Annotated in this window: 19 protein-coding genes; 13 read left to right on the top strand and 6 right to left on the bottom strand. The window is 69.8% G+C overall.

Annotated features, from left to right (window positions below; translation table 11 throughout):
• Positions 1-8: 8 nt before the first annotated feature.
• On the bottom strand, positions 9-3,011 hold the full coding sequence (uvrA, locus tag JW613_RS07485; protein WP_209209895.1) for an excinuclease ABC subunit UvrA: 3,003 nt from the start codon (positions 3,009-3,011) through the stop codon (positions 9-11).
• Positions 3,012-3,207: 196 nt separating this feature from the next.
• Between uvrA and JW613_RS07490 the strand changes: the two genes are divergently transcribed.
• The 12 genes from JW613_RS07490 (at position 3,208) to pgi (ending at position 16,255) form a co-directional block, all read left to right on the top strand.
• Entirely contained in the window at positions 3,208-3,909 is a 702-nt protein-coding gene (locus tag JW613_RS07490) for a maleylpyruvate isomerase family mycothiol-dependent enzyme (RefSeq protein ID WP_209209896.1), read from the top strand.
• 170 nt (positions 3,910-4,079) lie between these two features.
• On the top strand, positions 4,080-4,736 hold the full coding sequence (locus JW613_RS07495) for an MBL fold metallo-hydrolase (RefSeq protein WP_209209897.1): 657 nt from the start codon (positions 4,080-4,082) through the stop codon (positions 4,734-4,736).
• 103 nt (positions 4,737-4,839) lie between these two features.
• On the top strand, positions 4,840-6,939 hold the full coding sequence (gene uvrC, locus JW613_RS07500) for an excinuclease ABC subunit UvrC (protein WP_209209898.1): 2,100 nt from the start codon (positions 4,840-4,842) through the stop codon (positions 6,937-6,939).
• A 69-nt stretch (positions 6,940-7,008) separates the two neighbouring features.
• Positions 7,009-7,953, top strand: coding sequence for an RNase adapter RapZ (gene rapZ, locus JW613_RS07505; protein ID WP_209209899.1), 945 nt, complete (start codon positions 7,009-7,011; stop codon positions 7,951-7,953).
• Positions 7,954-7,958: 5 nt separating this feature from the next.
• Entirely contained in the window at positions 7,959-9,008 is a 1,050-nt protein-coding gene (locus JW613_RS07510; RefSeq protein WP_209209900.1) for a gluconeogenesis factor YvcK family protein, read from the top strand.
• Positions 8,999-9,976, top strand: a complete 978-nt coding sequence (whiA, locus tag JW613_RS07515; RefSeq protein WP_016468208.1) for a DNA-binding protein WhiA — start codon at positions 8,999-9,001, stop codon at positions 9,974-9,976. The genes JW613_RS07510 and whiA overlap by 10 nt, the downstream gene beginning before the upstream one ends.
• A 187-nt stretch (positions 9,977-10,163) precedes the next feature.
• A complete protein-coding gene (gene gap, locus JW613_RS07520) occupies positions 10,164-11,168 on the top strand; it encodes a type I glyceraldehyde-3-phosphate dehydrogenase (RefSeq protein ID WP_209209901.1) in 1,005 nt (334 codons plus the stop codon).
• Positions 11,169-11,294: 126 nt separating this feature from the next.
• Positions 11,295-12,506: a phosphoglycerate kinase gene (locus JW613_RS07525; RefSeq protein WP_209209902.1), complete on the top strand. Its 1,212-nt coding sequence runs from the start codon at positions 11,295-11,297 to the stop codon at positions 12,504-12,506.
• A 210-nt stretch (positions 12,507-12,716) separates the two neighbouring features.
• Complete coding sequence (tpiA, locus tag JW613_RS07530; RefSeq protein WP_209210009.1) at positions 12,717-13,475, top strand: triose-phosphate isomerase; 759 nt, start codon at positions 12,717-12,719, stop codon at positions 13,473-13,475.
• Between the two features lie 149 nt (positions 13,476-13,624).
• The gene (gene secG / locus JW613_RS07535; RefSeq protein WP_209209903.1) at positions 13,625-13,861 is read left to right on the top strand and encodes a preprotein translocase subunit SecG; all 237 of its coding nucleotides are present in this window, start codon (positions 13,625-13,627) and stop codon (positions 13,859-13,861) included.
• A 234-nt stretch (positions 13,862-14,095) separates the two neighbouring features.
• A complete protein-coding gene (locus tag JW613_RS07540; RefSeq protein WP_078873174.1) occupies positions 14,096-14,431 on the top strand; it encodes an RNA polymerase-binding protein RbpA in 336 nt (111 codons plus the stop codon).
• A 168-nt stretch (positions 14,432-14,599) separates the two neighbouring features.
• Positions 14,600-16,255: a glucose-6-phosphate isomerase gene (gene pgi / locus JW613_RS07545; RefSeq protein WP_209209904.1), complete on the top strand. Its 1,656-nt coding sequence runs from the start codon at positions 14,600-14,602 to the stop codon at positions 16,253-16,255.
• A gap of 155 nt (positions 16,256-16,410) precedes the next feature.
• Here pgi and pgl read toward each other — a convergent pair whose 3' ends face one another.
• The 5 genes from pgl to tkt are packed head-to-tail and all read right to left on the bottom strand — an operon-like array spanning position 16,411 to position 23,069.
• A complete protein-coding gene (pgl, locus tag JW613_RS07550; protein ID WP_209209905.1) occupies positions 16,411-17,178 on the bottom strand; it encodes a 6-phosphogluconolactonase in 768 nt (255 codons plus the stop codon).
• Positions 17,175-18,287, bottom strand: coding sequence for a glucose-6-phosphate dehydrogenase assembly protein OpcA (opcA, locus tag JW613_RS07555; protein WP_209209906.1), 1,113 nt, complete (start codon positions 18,285-18,287; stop codon positions 17,175-17,177). The genes pgl and opcA overlap by 4 nt, the downstream gene beginning before the upstream one ends.
• Positions 18,284-19,819 (bottom strand): glucose-6-phosphate dehydrogenase, encoded by a 1,536-nt coding sequence (gene zwf / locus JW613_RS07560; RefSeq protein ID WP_209209907.1) that lies wholly within the window; start codon positions 19,817-19,819, stop codon positions 18,284-18,286. Before zwf ends, opcA begins: the two co-directional genes overlap by 4 nt.
• Positions 19,820-19,824: 5 nt before the next feature.
• Positions 19,825-20,943: a transaldolase gene (gene tal, locus JW613_RS07565; protein ID WP_209209908.1), complete on the bottom strand. Its 1,119-nt coding sequence runs from the start codon at positions 20,941-20,943 to the stop codon at positions 19,825-19,827.
• A gap of 50 nt (positions 20,944-20,993) precedes the next feature.
• Entirely contained in the window at positions 20,994-23,069 is a 2,076-nt protein-coding gene (gene tkt, locus JW613_RS07570) for a transketolase (protein WP_209209909.1), read from the bottom strand.
• Between the two features lie 485 nt (positions 23,070-23,554).
• On the opposite strand from tkt, the gene JW613_RS07575 reads away from it, so the two are divergent.
• Positions 23,555-24,493 (top strand): heme o synthase, encoded by a 939-nt coding sequence (locus tag JW613_RS07575; RefSeq protein ID WP_099886383.1) that lies wholly within the window; start codon positions 23,555-23,557, stop codon positions 24,491-24,493.
• Positions 24,494-24,628: the final 135 nt, after the last annotated feature.

The raw sequence follows: 24,628 nt of genomic DNA on the forward strand, positions 1-24,628 counted from the left end.
GCACCTGGTCAGCGCTTACGGGCCGCCGACTTCCCGGCGGCGGCAGTCTTCGCGGCCGGTGCCTTCTTGGCGGCGGTCTTCTTGGCGGGGGTCTTCCCGGCGGCGGTCTTCCCGGCGGAAGCCTTCTTCGCGGTGGGCCGCACCGGAGCCGCCGCGGACGCGTCGCTGACGCGGTCGCCCAGCACATCGCGCAGGAACTTCCCGGTGTGGCTGGCGGGCACTGCCGCAACCTGCTCCGGGGTGCCCTCGGCGACCACCAGGCCGCCGCCGTTGCCGCCCTCGGGACCGAGGTCCACGACCCAGTCGGCGGTCTTGATGACGTCCAGGTTGTGCTCGATGACCAGCACCGAGTTGCCCTTGTCGACCAGGCCCTCCAGAACGCCGATCAGCTTCCTGATGTCCTCGAAGTGGAGGCCGGTGGTGGGCTCGTCCAGGACGTAGACGGTGCGTCCCGTCGACCGCTTCTGCAGCTCGCTGGCGAGCTTCACCCGCTGCGCCTCACCGCCCGAGAGAGTCGGTGCCGACTGTCCGAGCCGCACATAGCCCAGGCCGACGTCGTTGAGCGTCCGCAGATGCCGGGCGATGGCGGGCACCGCCTCGAAGAAGTCCAGGGCCTGCTCGATCGGCATGTCCAGGACCTCGGCGATGTTCTTGCCCTTGTAGTGCACCTCCAGGGTCTCCCGGTTGTAGCGCGCACCGTGGCAGACCTCGCAGGGGACGTACACGTCCGGCAGGAAGTTCATCTCGATCTTGATGGTGCCGTCGCCCGCGCAGTTCTCGCAGCGGCCGCCCTTGACGTTGAAGGAGAAGCGGCCCTGCTGGTAGCCGCGGACCTTCGCCTCGGTCGTCTCGGCGAACAGCTTGCGCACATGGTCGAAGACACCGGTGTACGTCGCCGGGTTGGAGCGCGGCGTACGGCCGATGGGCGACTGGTCGACGTGCACCACCTTGTCGACCAGGTCGTCCCCCTCGACGCGGGTGTGCCTGCCGGGCACCGTCCTGGCGCCCTGCAGCTCGCGTGCCAGGTGGGTGTAGAGGATGTCGTTGACCAGCGTCGACTTGCCGGACCCCGACACGCCCGTGACGGCGGTGAGGACCCCCAGCGGGAAGGAGACGTCGATGTTGCGCAGGTTGTTCTCCCGCGCGCCCCGTACGGTCAACTGCCGCTCCGGGTCGACCGGGCGGCGCAGCTGCGGGGTGGGGATCTCCCGCTTGCCGGACAGATAGTCGCCGGTGACGGAGTCCTCGTTGGCCAGCAGTTCCTTCAACGGACCGCTGTGCACGACCTTGCCGCCGTGCTCACCGGCGCCGGGGCCGATGTCCACCACCCAGTCGGAGGCCTTGATGGTGTCCTCGTCGTGCTCGACGACGATCAGAGTGTTGCCCAGGTCGCGCAGCCGCACCAGGGTCTCGATCAGCCGGTGGTTGTCGCGCTGGTGCAGCCCGATGGAGGGCTCGTCCAGTACGTACAACACGCCGACCAGGCCGGAGCCGATCTGGGTGGCCAGCCGGATGCGCTGGGCCTCGCCGCCGGAGAGGGTGCCCGCGGCGCGGTTGAGGGTCAGATAGTCCAGGCCGACGTCGACCAGGAAGCGCAGCCGCTCGTTGACCTCCTTCAGGACGCGCTCGGCGATCTGCTGGTCGCGCCCGCTCAGCTTCAGCTCACGCAGGAACTCGGCGCACTCGGTGATCGACATCGCGGAGACCTCCGCGATGGACCTGCCCTGCACGGTCACGGCCAGCACCAGCGGCTTGAGCCGGGTGCCCTCGCAGGCGGGGCAGTTCACCTCGCGCATATAGCCCTCGAAGCGCTCCCGGCTGCTGTCGGTCTCCGCCTCCGAGTGCCGCCGCTTCACGAACGGGACGACGCCCTCGAACGCGGTGGTGTAGGCGCGCTCGCGGCCGTACCGGTTGCGGTAGCGGACCTCGACCTGCGTCTTGTGGCCGTACAGCAGTGCCTTCTTGGCGCGCGCGGGCAGCCCCGCCCAGGGGATGTCCGTGCGGAAGCCGAGCGCGTCGGCCAGTGCGCCGATCAGGCGGCCGAAGTACTCCCTGGTGTGCCCGTGCGACCACGGGTGCAGCGCGCCCTCGTCCAGCGACTTGTCCTCGTCGGGGACGATCAGCTCCGGGTCGACCTCCATCCGGGTGCCGATGCCGGTGCACTCCTGGCAGGCGCCGAAGGGCGAGTTGAAGGAGAAGGAGCGCGGCTCCAGCTCCTCGAACGAGAGGTCGTCGTAGGGGCAGTACAGGTGCTCGGAGTACATCCGCTCGCGCTGCGGGTCGTCCGGCTCCAGGTCGACGAAGTCGAGGATCACCATGCCGCCGGAGAGGCCGAGCGCGGTTTCCACCGAGTCGGTGAGGCGCCGCTTGGCGCTGGGCTTGACGGTCAGGCGGTCGACGACCACCTCGATCGTGTGCTTCTCCTGCTTCTTCAGCTGCGGCGGCTCGGACAGCTGGATGGTCTGTCCGTCGACACGGGCGCGGCTGTAGCCCTTGGTCTGCAGTTCGTTGAACAGGTCCACGAACTCGCCCTTGCGCTGGCGCACCAGCGGCGAGAGCACCTGGAAGCGGCTGCCCTCCTCCAGGCCGAGCACCTTGTCCACGATGGCCTGCGGGGACTGGCGGGCGATCGGGCGGCCGCAGACCGGGCAGTGCGGCTTGCCGATGCGGGCGTAGAGCAGCCGCAGGTAGTCGTAGACCTCGGTGATGGTGCCGACGGTCGAGCGGGGATTGCGCGAGGTCGACTTCTGGTCGATGGAGACCGCGGGCGAGAGGCCCTCGATGAAGTCGACATCGGGCTTGTCCATCTGCCCGAGGAACTGCCGTGCGTAGGCGGACAGCGACTCGACGTAGCGCCGCTGGCCCTCGGCGAAGATCGTGTCGAAGGCGAGCGAGGACTTCCCGGAGCCGGAGAGCCCCGTGAAGACGATGAGCGAGTCGCGAGGGAGGTCTATCGAGACGTTCTGCAGATTGTGCTCGCGAGCGCCACGGACGAGAAGACGGTCGGCCACGCCTGTTGGCACCTTTCGTGTGAGAAGCGGGAGCCCGCGGCGAGCGGGAGTCCCCGACCAAGAGTAGGACGGCGCCGCCCGGAGTGTCGTTCGCTTCCGGTTCGGGAGCCGGGCTCGACCATATAGCACGTTCTTTCGAATTGCGGCGGGCCTTGCCATCTTCCCCACGAACGAGGGACACCAGTAGCTTTGGATCATGACCACGCCTGCGCACGACGCCGAACTCGTACGGACCGCGACCGGTCACCTGCTGAGCGACACCGTCAAGCTGGAGGCCCCCGAGGCGGCCGAGCCCTCCCAGCTCCCGGGCTGGACCCGTGCCCATGTGCTCACCCACCTCGCCCGCAACGCCGACGCCCTCGTCAACGTGCTCGCGGGCGAACCGATGTACGCCAGTGCCGAGGCCCGCGACTCCGACATCGAGAAGGGCGCCGACCGCCCGCTCGACGCCCTGGTCGAGGACGTACGCGCCAGCGCCTCCCGGCTGGAGAGCGCCTTCGCGGCCCTGGGGGACGACGACTGGAACCGCACCGTCACCCTGCGCAACGGTGTGACGGATCTCGCCTCCTCCGTCCCGTTCCGCCGCTGGATCGAGGTGGAGCTGCACCATGTGGACCTCGGCATCGGCTACACCCTGGAGGATCTGCCGGGCACCTTCGTCGACCGCGAGCTGACCAACATGGCCGGCCGCTTCGCGGAGCACCCTGAGGTGCCCGTCGCCATCGAACTGCGCGCCGAGGACGGCCGCAGCTGGCGCACCGGCGCCGCGGAGGCCGGCCCGGAGGGGCCCTTCGTGGTAGCCGGCAGCCCTGTCGCCCTCGTCGGCTGGCTGACCGGCCGCACGAACGGGAGCGGCCTCTCGGCGCGGGGCCCTCTTCCGGCGCTTCCTGCGCTGTAGAGAGCGCCTGTCAGGGGCGCGGGGAACTGCTCCCCCAGCCTCCGGCCGGGAGGTGCCCCCACAAGCCCGAAGCATCCCGCAGTCCGCCACGCACAGAAACGGGGCACCCTCGGGCGCAGCCCCCCGTGCCGGGCACCCGAAATGGAGGCGGCACCCCATAGGCTGGCCGCATGCCATACAGCGGAACGGTTCAGGTCGGCGGCCCCGCGGACGTGCATGAGCTGCGGGACCTGATGATCTCCAAGGTCGCCGTCGGACCCATGAACAACAACGCGTATCTGCTGCGCTGCCGGGCCACCGGCGAGCAGCTGCTGATCGACGCCGCGAACGACGCGGGCACCTTGCTGGAGCTCATCGGTGACGACGGCATCGCCTCCGTCGTCACCACCCACCGGCACGGCGACCACTGGCAGGCGCTCCAGGAGGTGGTGCGGGCCACCGGCGCCCGTACGTACGCCGGGCGCCACGACGCCGAGGGCATCCCCGTCCCCACCGACGTGCTGCTGGACGACGGTGACACGCTGCGGGTCGGCGAGGTCGGACTGACAGCCCGGCACCTGGTGGGGCACACCCCCGGCTCGATCGCCCTCGTCTACGACGACCCGAGCGGCCACCCGCACCTGTTCACCGGTGACTGCCTCTTCCCGGGCGGGGTGGGCAACACCTTCGGCAGCGCGGAGAACTTCGCCCGCCTCATCGACGACGTGGAGCAGAAACTCTTCGGCCAACTCCCCGACGAGACCTGGGTCTATCCGGGCCACGGCGCCGACACCACGCTGGGTGCCGAGCGCCCGCACCTGGGGGAGTGGCGCGAGCGCGGCTGGTAGCAGGCCGGGGCGGCTCCGGGAGGGCGCGGGTACGCAGGCCGCGCGCCCTCCCGGCGCCGCCTCGCGCTGATCGCTGTCGGTGCGCGCCAGTAGGGTGGGCCACATGGCAGACCCCTCCACCTACCGTCCCAAACCGGGAGAGATCCCCGACTCGCCCGGGGTCTACCGCTTCCGCGACGAGCACCGCAGGGTGATCTACGTCGGCAAGGCGAAGAGCCTCCGCCAGCGGCTCAACAACTACTTCCAGGACCTCGCCGGACTGCACCCGCGCACCCGCACGATGGTGACCACGGCCGCCTCCGTCGAGTGGACCGTCGTCAACACCGAGGTCGAGGCGCTCCAGCTGGAGTACAGCTGGATCCAGGAGTTCGACCCGCGGTTCAACGTCAAGTACCGCGACGACAAGAGCTACCCGTCGCTCGCGGTGACGATGAACGAACAGTTCCCCCGTGTACAGGTGATGCGCGGCCCCAAGAAGAAGGGCGTGCGCTACTTCGGGCCGTACGGGCAGGCGTGGGCCATCCGCGAGACGGTCGACCTGCTGCTGCGGGTCTTCCCCGTGCGCACCTGCTCCGCCGGGGTCTTCAAGCGCTCGGCGCAGATCGGCCGCCCCTGTCTGCTCGGCTACATCGGCAAGTGTTCGGCTCCCTGCGTCGGCCGGATCAGCCCCGAGGACCACCGTGAACTGGCCGAGGAGTTCTGCGACTTCATGGCCGGGCACACCGGTTCGTATCTGCGCCGTCTGGAGCGCGAGATGCAGCAGGCGGCCGAGGAGCTGGAGTACGAGCGGGCCGCCCGGCTGCGGGACGACATCGACGCGCTCAAGCGGGCGATGGAGAAGAACGCGGTGGTGCTGACCGACGCCACCGACGCCGATCTGATCGCGGTGGCCGAGGACGAGCTGGAGGCGGCCGTCCAGATCTTCCACGTACGCGGCGGGCGGGTGCGCGGTCAGCGCGGCTGGGTCACCGACAAGGTGGAGGCCGTCGGCACGGCCGAGCTGGTCGAGCACGCCCTCCAGCAGCTCTACGGCGCCGAGCAGGGCGACGCGTCCACCGGCGGCGGCAGCGGGGGCGTGCCCAAGGAGGTGCTGGTCCCCGCGCTGCCGGAGCCGACGGAGCCGATAACGCAGTGGCTGACCGAGCGGCGGGGCGCCCAGGTGAGCCTGCGCATCCCGCAGCGGGGCGACAAGCGCGCCCTGATGGAGACGGTCAACCGCAACGCCGAGCACGCCCTGGTGCTGCACAAGACCAAGCGCGCCTCCGACCTGACGACCCGCTCCCGAGCTCTGGAGGAGGTCGCCGAAGCCCTCGATCTCGACTCGGCTCCGCTGCGTATCGAGTGCTTCGACATCTCGCATCTGCAGGGCGACGACGTGGTGGCCTCCATGGTCGTCTTCGAGGACGGTCTGGCCCGCAAGAGCGAGTACCGCCGCTTCCAGATCAAGTCCTTCGAGGGACAGGACGACGTCCGGTCCATGCACGAGGTGATCAGCCGCCGCTTCCGGCGCTACCTGGTGGAGAAGCAGAAGACCGGGGAGTGGCCGGAGGAGGAGCTGGGCGGCGAGCTGGAGTCCGGCCCGGCCGACGGGCCCCTCGGGCCGCGGCCCGCACCTCGGCCGGGCCCCGAGCAGCCGGTGACGGAGCCGTCGGCCCCGCAGCAGCCCGCCCGGGGCGCGGGTCGGGACGAGGAGGGCCGCCCCAAGAAGTTCGCCTACCCTCCGCAGCTGGTGGTCGTCGACGGCGGTCAGCCGCAGGTGGCTGCCGCGCAGGCCGCACTGGACGAGCTGGGCATCGACGATGTGGCCGTCTGCGGCCTGGCCAAGCGGCTGGAAGAGGTCTGGCTGCCCGGCGAGAGCGATCCGGTGGTGCTGCCGCGCAGCAGCGAGGGGCTCTATCTGCTCCAGCGCGTCCGGGACGAGGCGCACCGCTTCGCGATCCGCTACCAGCGGGGCAAGCGCGGCAAGCGGTTGCGCGGCAGCCCGCTGGACACCGTGCCCGGACTGGGCGAGACCCGCAAGAAGGCCCTGCTCAAGCACTTCGGCTCGATCAAGAAGCTGCGTGCGGCCTCCGTGGAGGAGATCTCCCAGGTGCCGGGTGTGGGCCGGAAGACCGCCGAGACGGTCGCCGCGGCGCTGTCCCAGGCGGCGCCCTCGCGTCCGGCGGTGAATACCGCGACCGGTGAGATCGTTGAAGAAGAGTGAACGAGAGCGAAGCGGTGACACGAAGACCGGCACGTCCGGCACCGAGATCGACAGTCGGGGGATGACAGCATGAGCGCGGAACGCGAGCAGCGCGGAGACGGAGCAGTGGTGAGTACCCTCAACCCGGCGCAGCCGGAGGAGGCGGCGGGCACGACGATCCCGGAGCTGGTGATCATTTCCGGGATGTCGGGCGCCGGTCGCAGCACCGCCGCCAAGTGTCTGGAGGACCTGGGCTGGTTCGTCGTCGACAACCTGCCGCCGGAGCTGATCCCGACCATGGTCGAGCTCGGCGCCAGGTCGCAGGGGAACGTGGCGAGGATCGCCGTCGTGGTCGATGTACGCGGCCGTAACTTCTTCGACAACCTCAAAGGCTCCCTCGCCGATCTCGCGGCCTTCAACGTCGCCCGCCGGATCGTCTTCCTGGAGGCGTCCGACGAGGCCCTGGTGCGCCGCTTCGAGTCCGTGCGCCGCCCCCACCCGCTGCAGGGCGACGGGCGCATCGTGGACGGCATCGCCGCCGAGCGGGATCTGCTGCGTGAGCTGCGCGGCGACGCCGACCTGGTGATCGACACCTCCAGCCTCAACGTGCACGAGCTCCGTGCCAAGCTGGACGCCCAGTTCGCCGGCGACGAAGAGCCCGAACTGCGCGCCACCGTCATGTCGTTCGGCTACAAGTACGGTCTGCCGGTGGACGCCGACCTGGTGGTCGACTGCCGCTTCCTGCCCAACCCGCACTGGGTCCCCGAGCTGCGCCCCTACACGGGCACCAGCGAGGAGGTCTCCAACTACGTCTTCAACCAGCCCGGCGCCAAGGAGTTCCTGGACCGCTACACCGAGTTGCTCCAGCTGATCGCCGCCGGCTACCGCAGGGAGGGCAAGCGGTACGTCACCGTCGCCGTCGGCTGCACCGGCGGGAAGCACCGAAGCGTCGCCATGTCGGAGAAGCTCGCCCGCCGGCTCTCCGACGGGGGCGTGGAGACGGTGGTCGTCCACCGTGACATGGGGCGTGAGTGACGCCCATGGCCCGTAGGAGCCTGCGGCATCTGGGGAGGCGCTCGACGCTGCGCGGCCTGACCTCCAAGCAGCCCAAAGTGGTGGCGCTCGGCGGTGGCATGGGGCTGTCGGCGTCGCTGACGGCGCTGCGCCGTATCACCGGAGATCTGACAGCGGTGGTCACCGTCGCCGACGACGGCGGCTCCAGCGGGCGGCTCCGCGACGAACTGGGCGTGCTGCCCCCCGGGGACCTGCGCAAGGCGCTGGCGGCGCTGTGCGGGGACGACGAGTGGGGCCGCACCTGGGCGCAGGTCATTCAGCACCGCTTCGAGAGCAGGGGCGAGCTGCACGAACACGCGGTCGGCAATCTGCTGATCGTCGCGCTGTGGGAACAGCTGGGCGATCATGTGCAGGCGCTGGATCTGGTCGGCAAGCTGCTGGGCGCGCACGGCCGGGTGCTGCCGATGTCGGCCGTGCCGCTGGAGCTGCGCGCCAGCGTGCGCGGTCACGACCCCGCGCGCCCCGACGAGCTGTCCACCGTCCGGGGCCAGGCCACCGTCGCGCTCACCCGGGGTGAGGTGCAGGAGGTGCACCTGGTCCCCAACGATCCACCGGCCGTGCCCGAGGCGGTACGCGCCGTGCTGGACGCCGACTGGGTGGTGCTGGGCCCGGGCTCCTGGTTCTCCTCCGTCATCCCGCATCTGCTGGTACCGCAGTTGCTGGAGGCGCTGATCGAGACGAAGGCCCGAAAGGTCCTCTCTCTCAACCTTGCTCCGCAGCCGGGAGAAACGGACGGTTTTTCCCCGCAGCGTCATTTGGAGGTTTTGGCCCGACACGCCCCTAAACTCACCTTCGACGTGGTGCTGGCCGACCAGGACGCCGTGCCCGACCAGGACTCCCTGAGCGAGGCCGCCGACCAGCTCGGCGGGAAGGTCGAGCTGGCGCCCGTAGCGGCAGCCGGGGGCACCTCCCGGGAGGAGTCCGGGGAAGGAGTTGCCCGGCACGACCCGGAGCTGCTGGCCGCCGCGTACGACCGTATTTTTCGGATGCATGGAAGGATCGGCCCATGGCGATGACGCCTGCGGTGAAGGACGAGATCTCCCGGCTCCCCGTCACCCGGACCTGCTGCCGGAAGTCAGAGGTCTCGTCGATCCTGCGCTTCGCCGGTGGGCTGCACCTGGTGAGCGGGCGGATCGTGATCGAGGCGGAGCTGGACACGGGTATCGCGGCCCGGCGGCTGCGCAAGGACATCCTGGAGATCTTCGGACACTCCTCCGACCTGGTGGTGATGGCCCCCAGCGGACTGCGCCGCAACAGCCGGTACGTCGTACGGGTGGTTGCGGGCGGTGACCAGCTCGCCCGGCAGACCGGCCTCGTCGACGGCCGCGGCCGCCCCATCAGGGGGCTGCCCCCGCAGGTGGTCTCGGGGGCCACCTGTGACGCGGAGGCCGCCTGGCGCGGCGCGTTCCTGGCGCACGGTTCGCTGACCGAGCCGGGGCGCAGCTCCTCCCTGGAGGTCACCTGCCCAGGACCGGAGGCGGCGCTGGCCCTCGTCGGCGCGGCGCGCAGACTCCAGATCGCCGCCAAGGCCCGCGAGGTGCGCGGGGTGGACCGCGTCGTCGTCCGGGACGGTGACGCCATCGGCGCGCTGTTGACCCGGCTCGGCGCCCATGAGTCCGTACTGGCGTGGGAGGAGCGGCGGATGCGCCGCGAGGTGCGGGCCACCGCCAACCGGCTCGCCAACTTCGACGACGCCAATCTGCGCCGCTCGGCCCGCGCCGCCGTCGCCGCCGGTGCCCGGGTGCAGCGTGCGCTGGAGATCCTCGGTGACGAGGTGCCCGAGCACCTGGCCGCCGCCGGACGGCTGCGGATGGAGCACAAGCAGGCTTCGCTGGAGGAGCTCGGCGCGCTCGCCGACCCGCCGCTGACCAAGGACGCGGTGGCCGGCCGGATCCGGCGGCTGCTGGCCATGGCCGACAAGCGCGCACAGGACCTCGGCATCCCTGGAACCGAGTCGAATCTGACCGAGGAAATGGTCGGCTGATCCGACAAGGAAGGCCCCGCGGGACGGCCAGTTGAGCCGCCCCGTGCTCGCCTGAGCCGTCCGGATTTGCCCGCCCGGCCGATGTGAGCCCCGCCGCATCGGAGAGGTAGGGTCGGAGTCGGTCGGGGACATCCCAAACAGCCCTCGCCGGTGTCCTTACCGGCGTACCTAGCGAGGAGATCGGTTCGTGACGATCCGCGTAGGCATCAACGGCTTTGGCCGTATCGGTCGTAACTACTTCCGCGCGCTGCTGAACCAGGGTGCGGACATCGAGATCGTCGGTGTCAACGACCTGACCGACAACGCCACCCTGGTGCACCTGCTCAAGTACGACAGCGTCCTCGGGCGCCTCCCGTACGAGGTCAGCCACACCGAGGACACCATCACGGTCGGCAAGCAGACCTTCAAGACGATGGCGGAGAAGGACCCGGCCCAGCTCCCCTGGGGCGAGCTGGGCGCCGACATCGTGGTCGAGTCCACCGGCATCTTCACCAAGCGCGAGGACGCTGCCAAGCACCTCGCGGCCGGCGCCAAGAAGGTCCTGATCTCGGCTCCGGCTAAGCAGGAGGACATCACCGTGGTGATGGGCGTCAACCAGGACAAGTACGACGCCGCCGACCACCACGTGATCTCCAACGCCTCGTGCACCACCAACTGTGTGGCGCCGATGGCGAAGGTCATGGACGAGAACTTCGGCATCGAGCGCGGTCTGATGACCACGGTGCACGCCTACACCAACGACCAGCGCATCCTGGACTTCCCGCACAAGGACCTGCGGCGCGCCCGGGCCGCGGCCGAGAACATCATCCCGACCACCACCGGTGCCGCCAAGGCCACCGCGCTGGTCCTGCCGCAGCTCAAGGGCCGTCTGGACGGCATCGCCATGCGCGTCCCGGTCCCCACCGGCTCCGTCACCGACCTGGTGCTCGAGCTCAAGCGCGAGACCACCAAGGACGAGGTCAACGCCGCCTTCAAGAAGGCCGCCGAGGGGCAGCTGCAGGGCATCATCGAGTACACCGAGGACCAGATCGTCTCCTCGGACATCGTCAACCAGCCGCCGTCCTGCACCTTCGACGCCTCCCTCACCATGGTCGACGGCAACCAGGCCAAGATCATCGGTTGGTACGACAACGAGTGGGGCTACTCCAACCGGCTGGTCGACCTCACCAGCTACGTCGGCTCGCAGCTCTGAACCCGCGCAGACCGAGGTGAACGACAGGGCTCGTGCGCCGCGCACGAGCCCTGTCGCATGCCGCGTCCGCCATGTGTGCCGCGTAACCACCGGGGTGCCGCCCCGGGCCCATCACAGGAGCCATCCATGAAGACGATCGACGAACTCGTCGGCGAGGGCGTGTCCGGCAAGCGGGTCTTCGTCCGTGCCGATCTCAACGTCCCGCTCGACGGCGACACCATCACCGACGACGGCCGGATCCGGGCCGCCGTCCCCACGATCAAGAAGCTGGCCGAAAGCGGCGCGCGCGTGGTCGTGGCCTCTCACTTGGGCCGCCCCAAGGGCGCCCCGGACCCGCAGTTCTCGCTGGCGCCCGTCGCCCGGCGGCTCGGCGAACTCCTCGGCAGCCAGGTCGCGTTCGCGACCGACACCGTGGGGGACAGCGCGAAGGCCACCGTCGGTGGGATCACCGACGGCGGGGTCACGCTGCTGGAGAACCTCCGCTTCAACGCCGGTGAGACGAGCAAGGACGACGCCGAGCGGGGCGCCTTCGCCGACGAGCTGGCCGCACTCGCCGACGCGTACGTGAGCGACGGCTTCGGCGCCGTGCACCGCAAGCACGCGTCCGTCTACGACCTGCCCGCGCGCCTTCCGCACGCCGCCGGCTCCCTCATCGCCACCGAGGTCGGCGTCCTCAAGAAGCTCACCGAGGACGTTGAGCGGCCCTACGCGGTGGTCCTGGGCGGCGCCAAGGTCTCCGACAAGCTCGGCGTCATCGACCATCTGCTCGACAAGGCCGACCGGCTGCTGATCGGCGGCGGCATGGCCTACACCTTCCTCAAGGCCAAGGGGTACGAGGTCGGCAAGTCGCTGCTCCAGGAGGACCAGCTCCCGGCGGTCAAGGGCTATCTGGAGCGCGCCGAGGAGCTGGGCGTGGAGTTCGTACTGCCGGTGGACGTGCTGGCGGCGCCCGAGTTCCCCGATCTGAAGACCAAGGCACCGGCCGACCCCACGGTCGTGGCGGCGGATGCCATCCCCGCGGAGCTGGAGGGCCTGGACATCGGCCCGGAGAGCCGTAAGCTCTACGCCGCGAAGCTCGCCGACGCGGCCACCGTCTTCTGGAACGGCCCGATGGGTGTCTTCGAGCACCCGGACTTCGCCGAGGGCACCAAGGCCGTCGCGCAGGGTCTGCTCGACTCTCCCGCCTTCACGGTCGTCGGCGGCGGCGACAGCGCCGCCGCCGTCCGTCAGCTGGGCTTCGACGAAAACGCGTTCGGGCACATCTCGACCGGCGGTGGCGCCAGCCTCGAATACCTCGAGGGCAAGACGCTTCCGGGCCTGGCCGCACTGGAGGACTGACCAGCGTCGCACGCGCGGCTGCCGGGCCGCGGGCAACTACGGGACTCGCACTGCGCCGTGTGGGCGGAGAAGCGAACATGGAAGGGCCGTGAGCGTCGCACGCGCGGCTGCCGGGCCGCGGGCAACTACGAGACTCGCACTGCGCCGTGTGGGCGGAGAAGCGAGCATGGAAGGAGAGGCGTGAGTACACCGCCTACCCGTACCCCGCTGATGGCGGGCAACTGGAAGATGAACCTCAACCACCTCGAGGCCATCGCCCATGTCCAGAAGCTCGCCTTCGCGCTGACGGACAAGGACTACGAGGCCGTGGAGGTCGCGGTGCTGCCGCCCTTCACCGATCTGCGCTCGGTGCAGACGCTGGTCGACGGCGACAAGCTGCGGATCAAGTACGGCGCGCAGGATCTGTCGGCACACGAATCGGGTGCCTACACCGGGGAGATCTCGGCTTCGATGCTGGCGAAGTTCAACTGCAGCTTCGTCACTGTCGGCCACTCCGAGCGCCGCCAGTACCACGGCGAGGACGAGCCGCTCGTCAACGCCAAGGTCAAGGCCGCCCTCAAGCACGGCCTGACCCCGATCCTGTGCGTCGGCGAGGAGCTGGCCGTCCGCGAGGCGGGCAACCACGTCAGCCACACCCTCGCCCAGGTCGAGGGCGGTCTCAAGGACGTCTCCGCCGAGGACGCTGCCGGGCTGGTCATCGCCTACGAGCCGGTCTGGGCCATCGGCACCGGGAAGGTCTGCGGCGAAGAGGATGCCCAGGAGGTCTGCGGTGCGATCCGCGGGCGGCTGACCGAGCTGTACGACGACGGGGCGACCGCGCAGCAGGTCCGCATCCAGTACGGCGGCTCCGTCAAGGCCGGCAACGTCGCCAAGATCATGGCGCAGCCCGACATCGACGGCGCGCTCGTCGGCGGCGCCTCGCTGGACGCGGAGGAATTCGTCAAGATCATCCGCTTCCGGGACCAGTGAGCGTCCCCTTCCACCACCGGTGGGACAGCAGCGTGTGACGGCGGGCCGTCGCCCGTCGTAGTCTTGCGGGGGCCGGACCCGCGGTCCGGCCCCCGTAAGCGTTCGTAACGTTAAGTGTCCAGCCACGATCCGAGAGAGTTGGTCCAGCCGTGGTCATGGGGTTCTCAATCGCCCTCATCGTCTTCAGTGCGCTGCTGTTGCTGCTGGTGCTGATGCACAAGGGCAAGGGCGGCGGCCTCTCCGACATGTTCGGTGGCGGTATGCAGTCCTCCGTCGGCGGCTCGTCGGTGGCCGAGCGCAACCTCGACCGGATCACGGTCGTCGTCGGCCTGGTGTGGTTCGCCATCATCGTCGTGCTCGGTCTGCTGATGAAGTTCGACAGCTGATCGTCGGATCGTACGGTTCTGATCCGGTATGCGGGCTTCGGCGATTCACAGTTGGCGCCTGCACAACGGCTGACAGGGCGTTGCACCCCCTGCCTATCATGAGGGTCCGCGTCCGGTACCGACGCAGTAACTCCGGTCACCGGGCGCGCGTTGGGCCCTACGTACACTAGGGCGCCCGCAGCGGAGCGCGCAGTGCCGACGCTCCGTGGCACCGTGAGGCAGGGAGTTACGACCGTGGCAAGTGGCAACGCGATCCGGGGCAGCCGGGTCGGAGCGGGGCCGATGGGGGAGGCCGAGCGAGGCGAGTCCGCACCCCGCCTCCGCATCTCCTTCTGGTGCTCCAACGGGCACGAGACCCAGCCGAGCTTCGCCAGCGACGCGCAGATCCCGGAGACCTGGGACTGTCCGCGCTGTGGCTTCCCCGCAGGAACGGACCGGGACAACCCCCCGGACCCCCCGCGTACCGAGCCGTACAAGACCCACCTGGCCTATGTGCGGGAGCGGCGCAGCGACGCGGACGGCGAGGCGATTCTCGCCGAGGCGCTCGCCAAGCTCAGGGGTGAGATCTGAGGCGATCCGGGCCGACGCGCCGGCGCCGTCAGGGCACCTGCACCACTCATGACACCGAACGACGGACGGCTCGGCCGCGCACCGAGGGGCGGTGCGCGGCCGAGCCGTTCATCGTCTAGGTTGGAGGACGGCGGGGTTCGTTACGAGAGGAATGGGCTGGTTTCGCTGATGAACGCTGAAGGCCGCACCCGACTCGACCAGCTGCCCGAGTGGCACGCGCTGTCCAAGCACCGCGACGAGTTCGGCCTCACGCACCTGCGGCGACTGTTCGAGGACGATCCGCAGCGCGCCGAGCGCTACACCGTTCGGGTCGGCGATCTCCACATCGATTACTCCAAGAACCTGGTCACCGACGAGACGCTGCGCCTGTTGCGGCAACTCGCCGAGGCGGCGGGCGTGGCCCGGCTGCGGGACGCGATGTTCGAGGGCGAGAAGATCAACGTCACCGAGGACCGCGCCGTTCTGCACACGGCGCTGCGCACTCCTGAGTCGGCGACCGTCCGGGTGGACGGCGAGAACGTGATGCGCAAGGTGCACCAAGTCCTCATCAGGATGGGCACCTTCGCCGGCAGGATCCGCGAGGGCCACTGGCGGGGCCACACCGGAGAGCGCATCAAGAACATCGTCAACATCGGTATCGGCGGCTCCGATCTCGGCCCGAAGATGGCCTACGAGGCGCTGCGCCCGTACACCCGGCGGGACATGACCTTCCGTTTCGTCTCCAACGTGGACGGCGCGGATCTGCACGAGGCCGTCCGGGACCTGGACCCGGCCGAGACGCTGTTCATCGTCGCCTCCAAGACCTTCACCACCGTCGAGACCCTCACCAACGCCAAGGCCGCGCGCGCCTGGCTGCTGGCCGGGCTGGGTGGTGACTCGTCGGCCGTCGCCAAGCACTTCGTGGCCGTCTCCACCAATGCGGAGAAGGTCGCGGAGTTCGGCATCAACACCGACAACATGTTCGAGTTCTGGGACTGGGTCGGCGGTCGCTACTCCTACGACTCGGCCATCGGCCTCTCCCTCATGGTGGCCATCGGCCCCGAGTGCTTCGGTGACATGCTCGCCGGCTTCCATCTGGTGGACGAGCACTTCCGCTCCGCGCCCTTCGAGGCCAACGCGCCGCTGCTGCTGGGCCTGTTGGGCATCTGGTACGGCAACTTCCACGACGCGCAGTCGCACGCGGTACTGCCCTACAGCCACTACCTGTCCCAGTTCACCGCCTATCTGCAGCAGTTGGACATGGAGTCCAACGGCAAGTCGACCACCCGCGAGGGCGGCCCCGTCGAGTGGCAGACCGGGCCCGTCGTCTGGGGCACTCCAGGCACCAATGGACAGCACGCCTACTACCAGCTGCTGCACCAGGGCACCAAGATGATCCCCGCCGACCTGATCGGCTTCGCCGACCCCGTCTCCGAGCTCGGCGAGCTGCGCGACCAGCACGACCTGCTGATGGCGAACCTCTTCGCCCAGGGGCAGGCCCTCGCCTTCGGCAAGACGGCGGAGGAGGTGCGCGCCGAGGGCGTCCCCGAGGCCCAGGTCCCGCACCGCACGTTCCCCGGCAACCGCCCCACGACCACCATCCTGGCCTCCGCACTCACCCCCTCCGTGCTCGGCCAGCTCGTGGCCCTCTACGAGCACAAGGTGTTCGTCCAGGGCGCCATCTGGGACATCGACTCCTTCGACCAGTGGGGCGTCGAGCTCGGCAAGGTCCTCGCCAAGCGCCTGGAACCGGCGCTCACCGAGGGAGCGCCGGTTCCCGGACTTGACGCCTCCACCAGGGCACTGGTCGACCGCTACCGCTCCCTGCGCGGCCGTACGGCATAGATGTCGGGGCAGTCCCTCCCTTGGTACGGGGAGGGGCTGCCCCTGTCTGTCGATTGCGGACTGCGGCGCCGTTGTGGTTCCTCGCGCAGTTCCCCGCGCCCCTGACGGGGCGCAGCTCCCCATTGCGGGGGACGCAAGACGGGGTCAAGCTCCCATCAGCGTGCCGGCAGGCGGGAGGCCGCCGCCTCGTCCAAGAGCCACAGGGTGCGGGAGCGCCCGTGCACGGCGGCGGCCGGGGCCTGCAGTTCGCCGGGGCCCGAGAGGGCGAGGGCGACCGCGTCGGCCTTGTCCTCGCCTGCTGCGAGCAGCCACACCTCCTCGGCGGCGCGGATCGCGGGCAGCGTCAGCGACAGCCGGGTGGGCGGCGGCTTCGGCGCTCCGTGGACACCGACGACGGTGCGCTCGGTCTCCCGCAGCGCCGGGTGCTCCGGGAAGAGGGAGGCGACGTGGGTGTCGGGGCCGACACCCAGCAGCAGCACGTCGAAGGCGGGGACCCGCACCGTCGGGTCGCCCTCCGCCGCGGCGGCCAGTTCCGTCGCGTACGCCTCGGCGGCGGCCTCGGCGTCGCCCGCGTACCGGCCGTCGGAGGGCGGCATCACATGCACCCGCGCGGGATCCAGCTCGACCGCGTCCAGCAGGGCCTCACGGGCCTGGGTGTGGTTGCGTTCCGGGTCGCCCTCGGGGAGGAACCGCTCGTCGCCCCACCACACGTCCAGCCGGGGCCAGTCGATCCGCTCCTGTGCCCGCGGCGAGTCGGCGAGCGCGGCCAGCAGCGCGTTGCCGTTGCGGCCTCCGGTCAGCACGACCGACGCCGTGCCGCGCGCGGCCTGTGCGTCGGCCAGCCGGGTGACCAGCCGCTCCGCGGTGGCCAGGGCGAGCGCGTCCTTGTCGGGGTGTGTGACCACCTCGCGGGCCGCGCTCACTTCGTGGCCTTCTTCGTGTTCGACCGGTTCGAGCGCCCCTTGGGCTTGGCCGGGGCGGGCTCGGCCGCCGGCTCCGCGGTGGAGGGCTCCTCCGTCTGACCGGAGGCCTCGGTCTGACCGGAGGCCTCGGCCGGGGCGGGTGCCGGTGCGGCCGGGGTCGGATGTGCCGGGTCGGGCCCCGAGATCTTGTTGATGCCGAAGCTGACGGCCTCGGCGTACGCCTCGTCCGGGTCGAGCCGTCGCAGCTCCTCGGCGAGCAGTTCGGCCGTACTGCGCCGCTGGAGGGCGACGTGCCGGTCGGGCTGGCCGGGGACGGCGAGTTCGGCCAGCGAGCCGTTGGCGCGGTCGAGGCAGATCTGGCCTTCGACGGTCTCCATCCGTACCCCGGTGATGCCGGGGCCTTCGGAGATCCGGCGCTCGACGGGGACCCGCAGCCGCTCGGCGAGCCAGAGGGCGAGCAGTTCGCTGGAGGGGTTGTACTCCTCGCCTTCGACGACGGCCGAGTTGATGGTGGTCTGCTTCTGGTCCACCGAGGCGGCGAGCATGCTGCGCCAGGGGGTGATGCGGGTCCAGGCCAGATCGGTGTCGCCGGGCGCGTAGGTGGTGGCACGCAGACTGAGGGCGCCGACGGGGTCCTCCGTCGCCGCCGCGTCGGTGATGCGCCGTTGGGCCAGCTTCCCCAGCGGGTCCTCGGCAGGATTCTCGGGCGCGTCCTCGGGCCACCACACGACCACCGGGGCGTCCGGCAGCAGCAGGGGCAGGACGACACTGTGGGCGTGGGAGGCGAGTTCACCGTGCAGCCGCAGGATGATCGTTTCGCCGGAGCCCGCCTCGCCCACGTCGCTGCCGACCCGGACCTCGGCGTCGAGCCGGTGCTGCGCCCGGTCGCGGGGGGAGCGGCCGGGGCGGCGGACGACGACGAGGATCCGCGAGGGGTGCTCCTTGGAGGCGCCGCTGGCGGCCTTGAGCGCGTCGTAGTGGTTGCCCTCGTCGGTGACGATGACGAGGGTCAGCACCATGCCCATGGCGGGCGAGCCGAGGGAGCGGCGCGCCTTGACCAGTTCGGCGTTGATGCGGCTGGACGTGGTGTCCGTCAGGTCGATGTTCATGGCCGCCGCCAAATCCGTCCGTCGCGTGCGAGCATCTCGTCGGCGGCCTGGGGTCCCCAGGTGCCGGCGGGGTACTGCTCGGGCTTGCCGTGCTTGTCCCAGTACTCCTCGATCGGGTCGAGGATCTCCCAGGAGCGTTCGACCTCCTGGTGCCGGGGGAAGAGGTTCGCATCCCCCAGCAGGACGTCGAGGATGAGGCGTTCGTACGCCTCGGGGCTGGACTCGGTGAAGGACTCGCCGTAGGCGAAGTCCATGGTCACGTCCCGGATCTCCATCTGGGTGCCGGGCACCTTCGAGCCGAAGCGGATCGTCACGCCCTCGTCCGGCTGGACGCGGATGACGAGCGCGTTCTGCCCCAGTTCCTGGGTGTCGGTGGCGTCGAAGGGGGAGTGGGGCGCGCGCTGGAACATCACCGCGATCTCGGTCACCCGGCGGCCCAGCCGCTTGCCGGTGCGCAGATAGAAGGGGACCCCGGCCCAGCGCCGGTTGTCGATCCCCAGCTTGATCGCGGCGTAGGTGTCGGTCTTCGAGTTGGGGTCGATGCCCTCCTCGTCGAGATAGCCGGGCACCTTCTCGCCGCCCTGCCAGCCTTCCGCGTACTGCCCCCGCACGGTGTACTTGCCCAGGTCCTTCGGCAGCCGTACGGAGTTGAGGACCTTGAGCTTCTCGGTCAGCAGCGCCTTGGCGTCGAAGGAGGTGGGTTCCTCCATGGCGGTCAGGGCGAGCAGTTGGAGGATGTGGTTCTGGATGACGTCGCGGGCCGAGCCGATGCCGTCGTAGTAGCCGGCCCGGCCGCCGATGCCGATGTCCTCGGCCATGGTGATCTGCACATGGTCGACGTAGCTGCGGTTCCACAGCGGTTCGAACATCGTGTTGGCGAACCGGAGGGCGAGGATGTTCTGGACCGTCTCCTTGCCGAGGTAGTGGTCGATCCGGAAGACCTCGCTGGCCCGGAACACCTCATGGATGACGGCGTTCAGCTCCTGTGCCGACTTCAGATCGTGGCCGAACGGCTTCTCGATGACCGCGCGGCGCCAGGAGCCGGGTTCGGCGTCGGACAGGCCGTGCTTCTTCAGCTGGGAGACGACGGTGGGGAAGAACTTGGGCGGTACGGAGAGGTAGAAGGCGAAGTTGCCGCCGGTGCCCCGCGACTTGTCCAGCTCGTCGATGGTGGTCCGCAGCGTCTCGAACGCCTGGTCGTCGTGGAACTCGCCGGAGACGAAGCGCATGCCCTGGGCGAGCTGCTGCCAGACCTCCTCGCGGAAGGTGGTGCGGGAATGCTCCTTGACCGCGTCGTGCACGACCTGGGCGAAGTCCTCGTCCTCCCAGTCGCGTCGCGCGAAGCCGACGAGGGAGAAACCCGGGGGCAGGAGCCCGCGGTTGGCGAGGTCGTACACCGCAGGCATCAGCTTTTTCCGTGACAAATCGCCCGTGACGCCAAAGATGACCAGGCCCGACGGCCCCGCGATACGCGGGAGCCGTCGGTCCTGAGCGTCACGCAGCGGGTTGGCTGTGCCGCTCGCGCTGCTCAATTCGGTTACGCCTCCTTCGGGGCCAGGCGCTGGAGCTCTGCCTCGGTGGACTTGAGCAGGTCGTTCCAGGAGTCCTCGAACTTCTGCACACCCTCGTCCTCGAGCACCTTGACGACGTCGTCGTAGGAGATGCCGAGTTCGGCGATGCTGTCGAGGACGCCCTGGGCCTCCTCGTAGGTGCCGCGGACCGCGTCACCCTTGATCTCACCGTGGTCGCCCACGGCCTGCAGGGTGGCCTCCGGCATGGTGTTGACCGTGTTGGGCGCGACCAGTTCGGTGACGTACAGCGTGTCGGGCAGCTCCGGGTCCTTCACACCGGTCGACGCCCACAGCGGACGCTGCTGGTTGGCACCGGCCTTCTCCAGCGCCTGCCAGCGGTCGGAGGCGATGACCTCCTCGTAGGCCTGGTAGGCCAGCCGGGCGTTGGCGAGGGCCGCCTTGCTCTTGAGCGCCTTGGCCTCGTCCGTGCCCAGCGCCGTGAGCCGCTTGTCGAACTCGGTGTCCACGCGGGAGACGAAGAACGAGGCCACGGAGTGGATCTGGGACAGATCCATGCCCAGGCTCTTGGCCTTCTCCAGCCCGGCCATGTAGGCGTCCATGACCGCGCGGTAGCGCTCCAGCGAGAAGATCAGCGTGACGTTGACGCTGATGCCCTTGCCGATCGTCTCGGTGATCGCGGGGAGCCCGGCCTCGGTCGCCGGGATCTTGATGAAGGTGTTCGGCCGGTCCACCAGCCAGGCCAGCTGCCGGGCCTCGGCGACGGTGGCCTGGGTGTTGTGCGCCAGTCGCGGGTCGACCTCGATGGAGACCCGGCCGTCTTTGCCGCCGGTCGCGTCGTGGACCGGACGGAGGATGTCGGCGGCGTCGCGGACGTCGGCCGTGGTGATCATGCGGACGGCCTCTTCGACCGAGACCCGGCGGGCCGCCAGGTCGGAGACCTGCTGCTGGTAGCCGTCGCCCGCCGAGATCGCTTTCTGGAAGATGGTCGGGTTGGTGGTCACACCGACCACGTGCTGCTCGTCCATCAGCTCGCCGAGGTTGCCCGACGTGATGCGCTTGCGCGACAGGTCGTCCAGCCAGATCGCGACGCCTTCGTCGGAGAGGCGCTTCAGTGCGTCTGTCATGGGATTCGCATCTCCTGTGCTTGTTGGCTTCTTGTTGGGTCGGGCGGCTGTCAGCGGGCGGCCGCCTGCAGCGACTCCTTCGCCGCCAGGTGCACGGCCTCGGCGGTGAGGCCGAACTCGCGGAAGAGGACCTTGCCGTCCGCCGAGGCACCGAAGTGCTCCAGCGACACGATCCGGCCGGCCTCGCCCACGTACCGGTGCCAGGTCAGGCCCACGCCCGCCTCGACTGCGACGCGCGCCTTGATGTCCGGCGGCAGCACGCTGTCGCGGTAGGACTGCTCCTGCTCCTCGAACCACTCCAGGCACGGCATCGAGACGACCCGGGTGGGCACGCCCTGCTCCTGCAGCCGCTCGCGCGCCTCGACGGCGAGCTGCACCTCCGAGCCGGTACCGATCAGGATCACCTGCGGGTGGCCGCCCTCGGCCTCGAACAGCACGTAACCGCCCTTGGCTGCGGCCGGGTTGGCCTCGTAGGTCGGCACACCCTGCCGGGTCAGCGCGATGCCGTGCGGCGCCGGCTTGCTGCTGTGCCGGCGCATGATCTCCGCCCACACCTCAGAGGTCTCGTTGGCGTCCGCGGGACGGACCATGTTGAGACCCGGGATCGCGCGCAGCGCGGAGAGGTGTTCGATCGGCTGATGCGTCGGGCCGTCCTCGCCGAGGCCGATGGAGTCGTGCGTCCACACATAGGTGACGGGCGCCTTCATCAGCGCGGCGAGCCGGACGGCCGGGCGCATGTAGTCCGAGAAGACCAGGAACGTGCCGCCGTAGATCCGCGTGTTGCCGTGCAGCGCGATGCCGTTCATCGTCGAACCCATCGCGTGCTCGCGGATGCCCCAGTGCACCGTACGCCCGTACCGGTCGGCGCCCGGCAGCGGGTTGCCCTCCGGCAGGAACGAGGTCTTCGCGAACGTGGTGTTGTTCGAGCCGGCGAGGTCGGCGGAGCCGCCCCACAGCTCGGGGATGACCGGACCCAGCGCCTTGAGCACGCTGCCGGACGCCTTGCGGGTGGCCACCGACTCGCCCGCGGGGAAGACGGGCAGCGCCTTCTCCCAGCCCTCGGGCAACCGGCCCTCGCGGATCCGGTCGAACTCGGCGGCGCGCTGCGGGTTGGCGGAGCGCCAGGCGGCCATCCGCTTGTCCCACTCGGCCTGCATCGCGCGGCCCCGGTCGCTGGCCTTGCGGACGTGTGCGAGGACCTCGTCGGAGACGTGGAAGTGCTTGTCGGGGTCGAAGCCCAGTACCCGCTTGGTGGCAGCGACCTCCTCCTCGCCCAGCGCCGAGCCGTGGGCCGCCTCGGTGTTCTGCGCGTTCGGGGCCGGCCAGGCGATGATGGACTGCATCGCGATGAAGGAGGGGCGCTCCGTCTCGGCCTGCGCCGCCTTCAGCGCCTTGTACAGCGCCTTCGGGTCGAGGTCGCCGTCCTCCTGCTGGGCGACGCGCTGCACATGCCAGCCGTAGGCCTCGTAGCGCTTGAGGGTGTCCTCGGAGAACGCGGTCGCCGTGTCGCCCTCGATCGAGATGTGGTTGTCGTCCCACAGCACGATCAGGTTGCCGAGCCTCTGGTGGCCGGCGAGCGAGGACGCCTCGGCGGAGATGCCCTCCTCCAGGTCGCCGTCGCTGGCGATGACCCAGACGGTGTGGTCGAACGGGGACTCGCCCTCGGCCGCCTCCGGGTCGAACAGCCCGCGCTCGTAGCGCGCCGCCATCGCCATGCCGACCGCGTTGGCGACGCCCTGTCCCAGCGGTCCGGTCGTCGTCTCGACGCCGGCGGTGTGCCCGTGCTCGGGGTGGCCGGGGGTGCGGCTGCCCCAGGTGCGGAACGCCTTCAGGTCGTCCAGCTCCAGGCCGTACCCGGCCAGGAAGAGCTGGATGTACTGGGTCAGGCTCGAGTGGCCTGCGGAGAGGACGAAGCGGTCGCGGCCGGTCCAGTCCGGGTCGGTCGGGTCGTGGCGCATCAGCTTCTGGTAGAGCAGGTACGCGACGGGCGCCAGGCTCATGGCCGTGCCGGGATGGCCGTTACCGACCTTCTGTACGGAATCCATGGCCAGAACTCGAACCGTGTCCACGGCCTGCTGGTCCAGGTCGGTCCACTCAAGGTCTGTGGTGGTCGGCTTGGTGCTCACCCTGCGTCAGGGCTCCTCTCCACATGTTCGATGGCCGGTGTGTGCGCTCACCGGGCGGTGTCGAGCGTACCTCTGCCGGGACGTGCGACTTTTCGACAGTTCACTCTGTGGTCCTCACCGGGTCGTCGTCCCTTCGCCGCGGCCGACGATCGCGGGAACACCTCGTGAACGGCCAAGAGATAGGTGCTATTCCCATCGATTTCCGACGCACGGCGTCGGGACATCACTCCCAGGCTGACGTCTGTTCCCCCGATCCGCCCGTCGAACACGACCCGGTTGCCCCGTATCGGCCCCGCGACACGCCCCGGACCGGCCCCCGGTGCGCCGCGCGGACCCGGAGCCAACACGGTGACCCCCCATGACTGGCGAGGTATGGCCAACGTCTAAAGTGGCGTGGTACGCGCGAGCTTGACCCGGGCCCGCACCTTTCCTTCGGTGCGTCCGGGCGTGCTCGCTGGTTCCTTATGAGTCGATCAGGGGTGTCCGTGACGGCCGTCGAATCCCGTCCTGCGGGGACGCTGGAGCCCAGCGGCCACCTGCCGCTCGGTGCCCGCGTGAAGGCGTTCATCGAGCTGACGAAGCCGCGGATCATCGAGCTGCTTCTCATGACCACCGTCCCGGTCATGTTCCTCGCAGCTCAGGGCGTCCCCGACCTCTGGCTCGTGGTGATCACCTGTCTCGGTGGTTATCTGTCCGCGGGCGGCGCCAACGCGCTGAACATGTACATCGACCGCGACATCGACGCGCTGATGCACCGCACCGAGGGGCGCCCTCTGGTCACCGGGAGGGTCAGCCCACGCGAGTGCCTGGTGTTCGGCATCAGCCTGGCGGTGGTCTCCACCCTGATGTTCGGACTGCTGGTCAACTGGCTGTCCGCGGCGCTGTCCTTGGGGGCGCTCCTCTTCTACGTCGTCGTCTACACGATGCTCCTCAAGCGACGCACCTCGCAGAACATCGTGTGGGGCGGCATCGCTGGCTGTCTGCCCGTCTTCATCGGCTGGTCGGCGGTCACCAACGAGCTGAGCTGGGCCGCCGTCATCCTCTTCCTGGTGATGTTCTTCTGGACGCCGCCGCACTACTGGCCGCTGTCGATGAAGGTCACGGAGGACTACAAGCGGGTCGGCGTGCCCATGCTTCCGGCCGTCGCCGGCAACGTCGTCGTCGCCAACCAGATCGTCGTCTACAGCTGGGTGATGGTGCTCGTCTCCCTGCTGCTGTGGCCGCTGGGCTACGTCGGCTGGTTCTACCCGCTGGTCGCGGTGGTGTCGGGCGGATTGTGGCTCTGGGAGGCGCACGCGCTGCGGGCTCGCGCCCGCGCCGGGCTCACGGGCGCCAAGCTCAAGGAGATGCGGCTCTTCCACTGGTCGATCACCTACGTCTCCCTGGTCTTCGCAGCCGTCGCCATCGACCCCTTCCTCCGCTGAGCGCCACGCCGCGCCGCGGCACGCCACGCGGAGAGCGCGACACGCTGAGCGCCGCGCCCCGCTGAGGTCCGCACTCCACCGGCCGCCCGCCGAACAGGCCGAGGCCGCATGCACAAGGCCCCCTCCCGGCATCGG

The sequence above is a fragment of the Streptomyces smyrnaeus genome (assembly GCF_017676345.1).
Classification (GTDB): domain Bacteria; phylum Actinomycetota; class Actinomycetes; order Streptomycetales; family Streptomycetaceae; genus Streptomyces; species Streptomyces smyrnaeus.